Genomic DNA, 512 nt, shown 5'->3' on the forward strand with positions numbered 1-512 from the left:
TCACCAAGCAGCAGTCCAATAACGCCATTCGCTTGGCATTAGGCGAGCCGCTCGGCTCACTTAAGCGCAGTTACTATCAGCTGCTTATCGTCACGACTGCTGTCGCTTGTGTTGCCGCAGTGATATTAAGCCTAGGCTTACTCAAAGTTGGTCAGCCTTATCTAGTGGCTATCTTGCCTGCCGACGTGGGTCTTGCCATCAATCCAATCAGTGCCATCAAGACCGTGACAATTGCCTTAGTCCTAACATTACTGATCGCGCAGCGCGGCCTGAGTACACTAAATACCACTAAGCCTGCTACCCTCCTCAACCAAGGTGCGAGCACGCAGACTAGAGACCTGCCTTGGTATCGACGCGTACCGTTACTATGGTATGGCTTGGTGCTGGCAGGGCTATATGCCTTCTTTGCTTATGAAGTGGGTTCGCTGTCGTTAGGGGCGCAGCTATTGGGCGGCTTGATTGGCTTTGTGGCAATATTTTGGCTACTGGCGCGTGGTTGGCTGTGGCTACTG

Annotated in this window: 1 pseudogene; it reads left to right on the forward strand. The window is 52.7% G+C overall.

Features of this window, described 5'->3' with window-relative positions:
* Positions 1–512 (forward strand): annotated as a pseudogene (locus ACS8FD_RS24745) (ABC transporter substrate-binding protein); the annotation flags it as partial.

The sequence above is a fragment of the Psychrobacter sp. 1U2 genome (genome assembly GCF_051847575.1).